Raw genomic sequence first — 8,215 nt, 5'->3', positions numbered from 1 at the left:
ACCACCAATACGATCGAGGGGTTCCATCGCCAAGTCCGTAAGGTCACAAAAACTAAAGGTGCCTTCACCTCAGATATGGCGTTATTGAAACTGATCTATTTAGCACATAAAAACATTAAGAAGAAATGGACGATGCCACTGGCCAATTGGGGAACAACGGCACAGAAATTAGCGATTTGGTTTCCGGGAAGAATGGTCTTAGATTTGCAATAAGAAAAATGGCTCAATTACCGCCCCGCGGGGCGGTAATTGAGCCATTGACACAGTTTGTTTTACACTCCCGTAAAAAAGGAACGTCAAGGAACTTCTTTGCTGTCATCAATATTCCTGAATAAGCACGTCCGTTGGGATATGTAAATTTTCGTGTAGTTTCCTGATGATTTCAAGTGAAAGCTTCCTTTTTCGGTTCAATATTTCACTCACGCGACTTTTTTGCCCTATTACCTTTGCCAAATCGTTTTGATTGTAGTTCAGTTGTTCCATTCTAAACTTAATAGCTTCAATTGGATCGGGCAATTCTATAGGAAAATGTTCGTTTTCATACTTTTCGATTAAAATCCCTAAAATATCCAACTTGTCCCCTTCTTTTGTCCCTGGCTTTGCATCAAAGATGATTTCAAGCCTTTCCAAGGCTTGATGATAATCCTGTTCCGTTTTTATAGTTTTCAACCTCATGATTTCTAAATTTTATTTGCGTCAATTTTGTCGTATTCTGCATGAGTTCCGATGAAACGTATCCACATCATTTGATAGTCAAAATTAATCCGAACAATCAGTCTATAATTGTTCCCTTTGATATTGAAGCAAACCCGATTGTCATTCAAAATACTTACACTGGGATAGTCTTGTTTTAATTCATTGAGATTTTTCCAAATCGATCTATTAGCTTCTCGATACCAAGATTTTAATTGCTGTTCGCAATCTGGATAAATTGCCCAAAATTCCCTTAATATTTTCTTCGCTATAATTCTCAATCCAAGTCCATCTTTTTACAAAGGTAATTTAAATTTCCCAAAACGGGAACTTTTACTTCACACTCTTTTTCGACACCACCAGATAACCCAAAAAGAAAACGACAACAGCGATAAGCATTCCCGCGTACACCTCCTGGGAAAATACGTTGATGTCCACCGTTGCATTTGGTCCTGGCCACATGGATTTCAGGGCCAGCATGGGATGGGCATAAGGTATATAATTAGAGCATTACAAACTACCGATGTTACAAGTTAGGAATACATTATGTAAATAAAAGCGTCTTCATAGCATAGAGCACAGACAGGACATTGTAATTATCATACTATTAACTTATCTTTGAATTAGATATGTCATTCTCTAATTGGGTACACCATGATACATAAAAAAGATATATTAGATTTAAGCATCAATGAACGTATCTCCATGATTGGTACTATTTGGGAAACCATTGATAAAGATGATATCCAGCCGCCTGTTTCGCATCGAGAAGAATTAGATAGGCGATTAGATCGCCTTCAACGAGGCGAAACAAAGTTTTACGAATGGGAAGACATCAAATCGGATCTTCATAAGAAAAGATGAACTTTTCCGCTTGCTATTATCAGATGAATCTCGTACTAGCAGTCTTTCATACTAGCATAAGCCCCAAAAATTGGTTTTCCAGATTATAAGAAATTTCTATTATAACCACCAACCAACATGTCCGTTTTCGTACACCCAATGTACATTATCGTACAATTTTAACCAAGGCGACAAAACACAAAAACCTGTTAATCAATAAGATAATAATATTCGCATTATTTGTGCTTATTGAGATTAATGCGGAGAAACTTAATACTTACGACTTAAAACTCGCAAGATACAGTCTGATATCTGATGTCTAACTACTATGTACTATGTTAAGAAGCTATTTCAAAATCGCTTGGCGCAATCTGGAAAGGGCAAAGGGATATGCCTTTATCAATATATTCGGCCTAGCCATCGGCATGGCCGCTGCGGCCATTATCATCCTTTGGGTAGAGAACGAGTGGACCTTTGATCGCTTCTATACGAATACGGATAGGATATACGAGGTATACAATCGTGGGAACTTCAATAACGACACCTATGCCTGGGAAGGTGTAGGCAATCCATTGGCCCCTATCCTACAGAACAACCATGCCGAATTGGAAAAAGTGGTCAGAAGCAGTGCGACAAGCGGCACGTTGAGCGTCAATGACCGGTATTTCAACAGTGAAGGGATATTTGCAGACAGCGATTTTTTTCATTTATTTGATTTCCCAGTCATTCATGATTCTCTCGGCGATAGGCTTGCGTCCATCAACAACATCGTTGTGACAGCCTCGCTTGCCGAAAAGCTCTTCGGAACGAACGATGTGGTAGGTAAACATGTTCAACTGGATTCGGCCGACAATTTCACCATTACTGCCGTACTGCAAGACATACCGTCCAATAGCCGTTTTAAGGACGTCGCTTATTTCCTCCCCTGGAATTATTTTGAACGCAGCATCGGTCCAGAAATAGCAAACTCTTGGGTCAACCTGAAAGTTCCGACCTACGTATTACTCAAACCTGAGGTTCGTGTCGAACAGGTCGAGTCGAAGCTCCGAAACACACTTGTCGATTTAAAAATAGCGCAAAATGAACTCTTTCTGCATCCCGCTACCCAATGGCATTTGTACAACAAGGCAGAGCATGGTTATTTCACGGGAGGCATTATAGATAAAGTCAGGCTATTCACCTTTATCTCACTGGCTATTTTGCTGATTGCCTGTATCAATTTCATGAACCTCAGCACGGCAAAAAGCGAACAGCGCGCCAAAGAGGTGGGCATCCGTAAGGTCGTTGGAGCACAGCGAAAAACGCTTGTCTATCAATTTCTAAGTGAATCTATTTTGCTTGCTGCACTGGCGGCATGCCTGGCTTTTGTTTTCCTCTTTCTCAGCCTAAAACCATTCAATGACCTGTTGGGCACCAGCATCCAAATTCCTTATATGGATTTTTCCTTTTGGTGTTTTGCCATTGGTTTTGTATTGACGACAGGCTTTTTGGCGGGAAGCTACCCAGCCTTTCTTCTTTCTTCCTTCAAGCCTGTCAAGGTATTGAAGGGCGCGTTCAGAACAGGCCCATATCCATTTCGCCTCCGAAGGGTCTTGGTCGTTTTCCAATTTTCGTTTACCATCACACTGATTATTGCAACCTTGATCATTGGCAGGCAAATACAACATGCCCAAAACAGGGATCAAGGCTATGACAAAAGCAATTTAATCTATCTGCCACTGAACAGCAACATTAGGAATCATTACGAGGCCATTAAGCAAGACCTTATATCAGCGGACCTTGCCACTTCGGTCACCCGTTCTTCTGGTACCATTACGCAGCAGACCTTCGGCTCCCTGAATTTTTCCTGGCCCGGTAGCACGCCCGAAGACAACAATCAGGCCTTTGTCGCCATCACATCGGATACAGACTTCTCCTCTACCACCGGCGTTCAGATAGTGCAAGGCAGGGACATCGATATCCAGCGCTATCGCACGGATGTCGATGCCATGTTATTGAACGAGGCGGCCGTAAAGGCCATGCGGCTGAAGAACCCCATTGGCGCTATCGTCAAAAACGGGGAACAGCAATGGCATGTAGTAGGTGTGGTCAAAGATTTTATCTTCTACTCGCCATATGCGTCCATCAATCCCTTGTTTATACTGGGTTCTGGCGACTGGTTCAACTATATGTACCTGAAGCTAAGCCCCGATAAAAACCTATCGCAGAACTTGGCCGCCATAAAAGCCGTTTTTAAGCAATACAATCCCAATGCTACGTTGGAGTATAATTTTGTAGACGAAGCCTATGCCCGGAACTTTAAAGAGGAACAACATACGGCCATGCTTACCAGCTTGTTTTCCATGCTAACTATTTTTATTTCGTGTTTGGGCCTTTTTGGCCTAGCTACTTTTACCATGGGACAACGCCGCAAGGAAATAGGTATCCGCAAGGTGCTGGGCGCTTCCGTAGGAGGAATCGTCCAATTACTTTCCAAAGAGTTCGTAAAACTGGCCGTATTGTCCGTTTTCATCGCCTCCCCCATTGCTTGGTGGGCCATGAGCAAATGGCTGGACAGTTTCACTTATAAGATAGACATAGCATGGTGGATGTTTGCCGTGGCGGGGCTGACTGCCGTGACAATTGCACTACTAACGGTCAGCATTCAGGCCATAAGGACAGCAATAGCCAATCCGGTTGATAGTCTGAGGGATGAATAGTGAACGGCTATCGGCCGTCAGTTATCAGCCATCAGCTGCCTTTCAAACGACCAAAAGTTGGCAGCAGACTATATAGGTGACTGACTGCTAATGGCCAAAAGCTGATAGCTAAATAAAGTAAAATAATACAGGGGGCCGAAAGCCGACTGCTGAAAGCTAAGAAAATGCTCAGAAATCACATCAAAATTGCCTGGCGCAACCTCTGCAAGAACAAGGTATATACCTTTATCCATCTTTTTGGACTAGCGATAGCCGTCACCTGTTGCCTGGTTATCTATTCCTATATCCAGTTTCACAGAAGCTATGATAGCTTTCATCCAGGGGCAGAAAACATCTACCATGTAGTATACGACCTGCACCTGGAGCAGACCGAGCACAGCAATGGCACCTCCTACGCCATTTACAACGCACTGAAAACCGATTTTCCCCAAGTAGAAGGTGCCGCTTACGCCTTTGTTCAGCAAAATTTGACGCTCAAGCATGAAAATCAGCTTTTTGCCGTTCAAAAAGGGATAAACTATAGCAACGCTTCATGGTTCGAACTATTCGACATTCCCTGGCTGCAAGGCGAACCAAGGCTTCTGAACGAGCCCGGCAACATAGCCCTCACGTCTACCTTGGCACAGCGTATTTTCGGAGACAAGAACCCCATGGGACAAGTCTTGTACACCAGCGAGTCCGTTCCCTTAAAAGTGGTGGGTCTGGTGGACGATAGCCGTAAGAATAGCGACCTGAAAGCCGAAGCATACGTTTCCCTGGAAAGCATCAAAACCATCATGCCCAGCGACGACGACTATTTCTTTACTTTTTGGGGCTATCTCACCTCCGGCAATCAAGTTTACATAAAAGTAGCCGATAGGAACGCCATAAGCCCTATTGAAAAGTCGCTCAACGAGCATACCAAAAAATACTTCGGAGAGGAGGCTGCCAAGCTATATGACATGAAGCTATTGCCTTTATTGGACCAGCACTTCGATCCCAGGTATGGCGGTACATCGTCTGCCAAGGCACTTTGGATATTGGGTACCATAGGCCTGGCCATATTGCTGATAGCCACATTGAACTACATCAACCTTACCACGGCACATTATACCAGGCGCAACAAGGAAATAGGCACCCGCAAAGTACTGGGAAGCAGCAAGGGACAGCTGATAGGTCTCTTCCTGACCGAATCGCTCCTGATCAGTGCTGGTAGCATGGTACTGGCCATTGTTTTTACGCATGTGGCTATTCCACTGCTCAATCGTTTTCTTTTGGAGAATGAGCCCATAGCCATCAGCTATAATTGGCAACTCTTACTGGCTGCGTTGTTGGCATGGATGGGTGTCTCTTTGCTTTCCGGACTTTATCCATCGTTTGTACTCGCGCGCACCAACGCCATTCGCGCGCTGAAAAATCAAATTGCCCTGGGAAGTACGATCAAGCGAAAACCGCTATTGGTATTTCAAAATGCGTTGGCTATTGTATTGATTATCTCGTGCATCGTCGTATTTGCTCAAATACGTTATATGCAGTCGACCGATATGGGCTTTGACCGCCAAAACGTTGTTACCATAGATCTTCCGAGCAAGGCAGAACAAAGCAAAGGCCTTTTCAAAAAGCTCCTGGACGAAGAACCGGAAGTGTTACATTACAGCTATTGTTTTCGCGCGCCCACCATGCACGGCCAGCACGGCGGTACGTTTCAGTTTGATAATCGGGAAGATTTCGAGACCTGGCCTGCCAGATCTACCTATGCCGATTCTGCCTACCTGCGCACTTTCGGCATCCCTCTGTTGGCCGGAAGAAATTTCAGGGAAGCGGCAGATGTGCCGGAATACCATGTCAATCGGAAGTTTGTCCAAATGCTCGGATATACAGACTATCAGGATATACTGGGAAAATCCCTATTGGCGGGGGGCATGCACGACAACAAAAAAGGTGTAATAGTAGGTGTAGTCGAAGACTATAACACCCAGGTGTTGAACAAAACCATAGAGCCCACCGTATTAGGCTACGCAGCGGACATGACCAAGACCCTGGCCATAAAAGTCAATGGTCGGCATACCATGAATATACTGTCCAAACTGGAAAATCAATGGCGGGATCATTTCCCCAATGAGCTGTTCAGCTATCACTTTTTGGACCATAACATTGAAATGCTCTATCAATCGGAACAAAGGCAGGGCAAACTGATTGCCGTATCGGCTGCCATAGCTATTTTTATCAGTAGCTTGGGACTGTTCGGCCTCATCACCCTGACGGCTTTGCAACGCGCCAAGGAAATCGGTATTCGTAAGGTGCTAGGCGCTTCCGTGTCGGGCATCGTCAGTTTATTGTCCAAAGATTTCCTAAAGCTCGTACTGATCGCCCTGCTGATTGCCTCCCCCCTTGCCTGGTGGGCTATGAACAAATGGCTGGAAGATTTTGCTTATCGTATCAACTTGCAATGGTGGATGTTTGCCCTGGCAGGACTGGTGGCCATTATGATCGCCTTGCTTACGGTAGGTTTACAGGCCATCAGGGCGGCAGTGGCCAATCCTGTCGACAGTCTTAGGGATGAGTGATGGAGTCGCTACGCGACGAATAGGAGTTATACGCTGTAAGTTTCCTGCTTACTTGCCTGATGTACTCTAAAAGAGTGACTTTGGTTCAATGGTCAGAAATTCTTGCCAAGGGATGCCTCCCTGCCCCACCAGCAAGATCTTGTCTGGGGCTACCCGCTTACCAAATTCAGTTGTACTGCTTTTGAGCATGGTAGTTCCGCTTTTCACCTCAATACCAATCACTTTGCCACGATGCTCCAATACAAAATCCATCTCGTAATTGCCTTCCCGCCAATAGTAAAGGCCAAATCCGTCGGGATACGATGCATTAATGAGGTATGCGCCAATAGCCGATTCCACTATTCGCCCCCATAGCGCGAGTTGGCTATGGACCTCGCCAAACCGCTCGGCACGCTGTGCACTCATCAAGGCGGTATTATGCACCTGAAATTTAGGGCTGGAGGATCGTTTTCGGATTACTTTATGATCGAATTTTTCGAGGCCGCTTAATAAACCTGCTGTATTCAACAGTTGTAGATAATGCGCCAGTGTAGTGGTATTGCCTGCATCCAGCAACTGTCCCATAATTTTGGTATAGGACAATACCTGACCAGAATATAGGCAGCCTAGTTCAAAAAGTCGTTTCATTAATGCAGGCTTGTCTACCCTTGTGAGCATCAATATGTCTTTGGATATACTAGTCTCTATCAGTGAATCCGTGATATAACGTTTCCAGCGTTCCTCATCATCCACTAGTATCGCCGTTCCTGGATAGCCACCAAACCATACATATTGATCTACATCCCATCCAAAAGCTTGCTGCATCTCTTCAAAAGACCAATGCCCCATATAAGTCGTTTCAAAACGCCCAGCCAATGATTCGGTTAACCCTTGCTGTAATAACAAACGTGAGGATCCAAGCAAGATGACTTTTAGATTTATACCTTCACGCGTATCCTTATCCCAAAGCAGCTTAATGGTTTCGCTCCAATTGGTTATCTTCTGTATTTCATCTACGATGAGTAAAAATTCTAGGCTTTCACTTTTCTGCATCAAGGCTTGAGCCGTATCCCATTGTTGCTTTAGCCAGGTATGGTTTGCGGCAGCTACCCCATCAGCAGAAGCGAAGAGGTGGGGAATAGCCAATTTTTTCACTACTTGATGCACCAAAGTGGTTTTTCCCACTTGTCTAGGCCCCATAAGCACTTGGATGAACTTTCTTGGCTCTTCTATTCTCTTTATAACATGCTGCAAATAAAGCCTCTCAAACATAAATGTAATTTTACTCAATATATTGAGTAATTGCAAATAGTTTTGTTATGTACTTCTTAAGATAGCTTTTTCAAAGATTAGCACATATAAAATATCACTACCAAACGGATAAACTTAAAAACAGGCAATAAACTCACTTAACTTACTGATTATCAGTAAATATTTTCATTAGATAAAAAAGCC

7 protein-coding genes and 1 pseudogene are annotated in these 8,215 nt (G+C 44.1%); 4 read left to right on the top strand and 4 right to left on the bottom strand.

The genetic code is table 11. The features are described from left to right. Nucleotides 1–213 (top strand): annotated as a pseudogene (locus tag A37S_RS27625) (IS256 family transposase); the annotation flags it as partial. A 105-nt stretch (nt 214–318) separates the two neighbouring features. Here the strand turns inward: A37S_RS27625 and A37S_RS0121995 are convergent. The 3 genes from A37S_RS0121995 to A37S_RS27325 are packed head-to-tail and all read right to left on the bottom strand — an operon-like array spanning nt 319 to nt 1,173. Further along, entirely contained in the window at nt 319–675 is a 357-nt protein-coding gene (locus A37S_RS0121995) for a helix-turn-helix domain-containing protein (RefSeq protein ID WP_028298814.1), read from the bottom strand. Between the two features lie 5 nt (nt 676–680). Then, nucleotides 681–974 carry a type II toxin-antitoxin system HigB family toxin gene (locus A37S_RS0121990; RefSeq protein WP_028298813.1) on the bottom strand — a complete coding sequence of 98 codons (294 nt, stop codon included), beginning with the start codon at nt 972–974 and terminating at the stop codon, nt 681–683. Nucleotides 975–1,026: 52 nt separating this feature from the next. Then, on the bottom strand, nt 1,027–1,173 hold the full coding sequence (locus tag A37S_RS27325; RefSeq protein WP_157279015.1) for a hypothetical protein: 147 nt from the start codon (nt 1,171–1,173) through the stop codon (nt 1,027–1,029). A 174-nt stretch (nt 1,174–1,347) separates the two neighbouring features. Here A37S_RS27325 and A37S_RS0121980 point away from each other — a divergent pair, with 174 nt between their 5' ends. The 3 genes from A37S_RS0121980 (at nt 1,348) to A37S_RS0121970 (ending at nt 6,781) form a co-directional block, all read left to right on the top strand. Further along, nucleotides 1,348–1,557 carry an addiction module protein gene (locus tag A37S_RS0121980; protein ID WP_036603838.1) on the top strand — a complete coding sequence of 70 codons (210 nt, stop codon included), beginning with the start codon at nt 1,348–1,350 and terminating at the stop codon, nt 1,555–1,557. Between the two features lie 314 nt (nt 1,558–1,871). Further along, nucleotides 1,872–4,235: an ABC transporter permease gene (locus A37S_RS0121975; protein WP_028298811.1), complete on the top strand. Its 2,364-nt coding sequence runs from the start codon at nt 1,872–1,874 to the stop codon at nt 4,233–4,235. 164 nt (nt 4,236–4,399) lie between these two features. Further along, nucleotides 4,400–6,781 (top strand): FtsX-like permease family protein, encoded by a 2,382-nt coding sequence (locus tag A37S_RS0121970; RefSeq protein ID WP_028298810.1) that lies wholly within the window; start codon nt 4,400–4,402, stop codon nt 6,779–6,781. Nucleotides 6,782–6,847: 66 nt separating this feature from the next. Here the strand turns inward: A37S_RS0121970 and A37S_RS0121965 are convergent, their stop codons facing one another. Then, a complete protein-coding gene (locus tag A37S_RS0121965; RefSeq protein WP_028298809.1) occupies nt 6,848–8,032 on the bottom strand; it encodes an ATP-binding protein in 1,185 nt (394 codons plus the stop codon). Nucleotides 8,033–8,215: the final 183 nt, after the last annotated feature.

It is taken from the genome of Olivibacter sitiensis DSM 17696, assembly GCF_000427965.1.
Lineage (GTDB): Bacteria > Bacteroidota > Bacteroidia > Sphingobacteriales > Sphingobacteriaceae > Olivibacter > Olivibacter sitiensis.
Note: the sequence above shows the minus strand (reverse complement) of the source record. Positions and strands in the feature narration are given on the sequence as shown.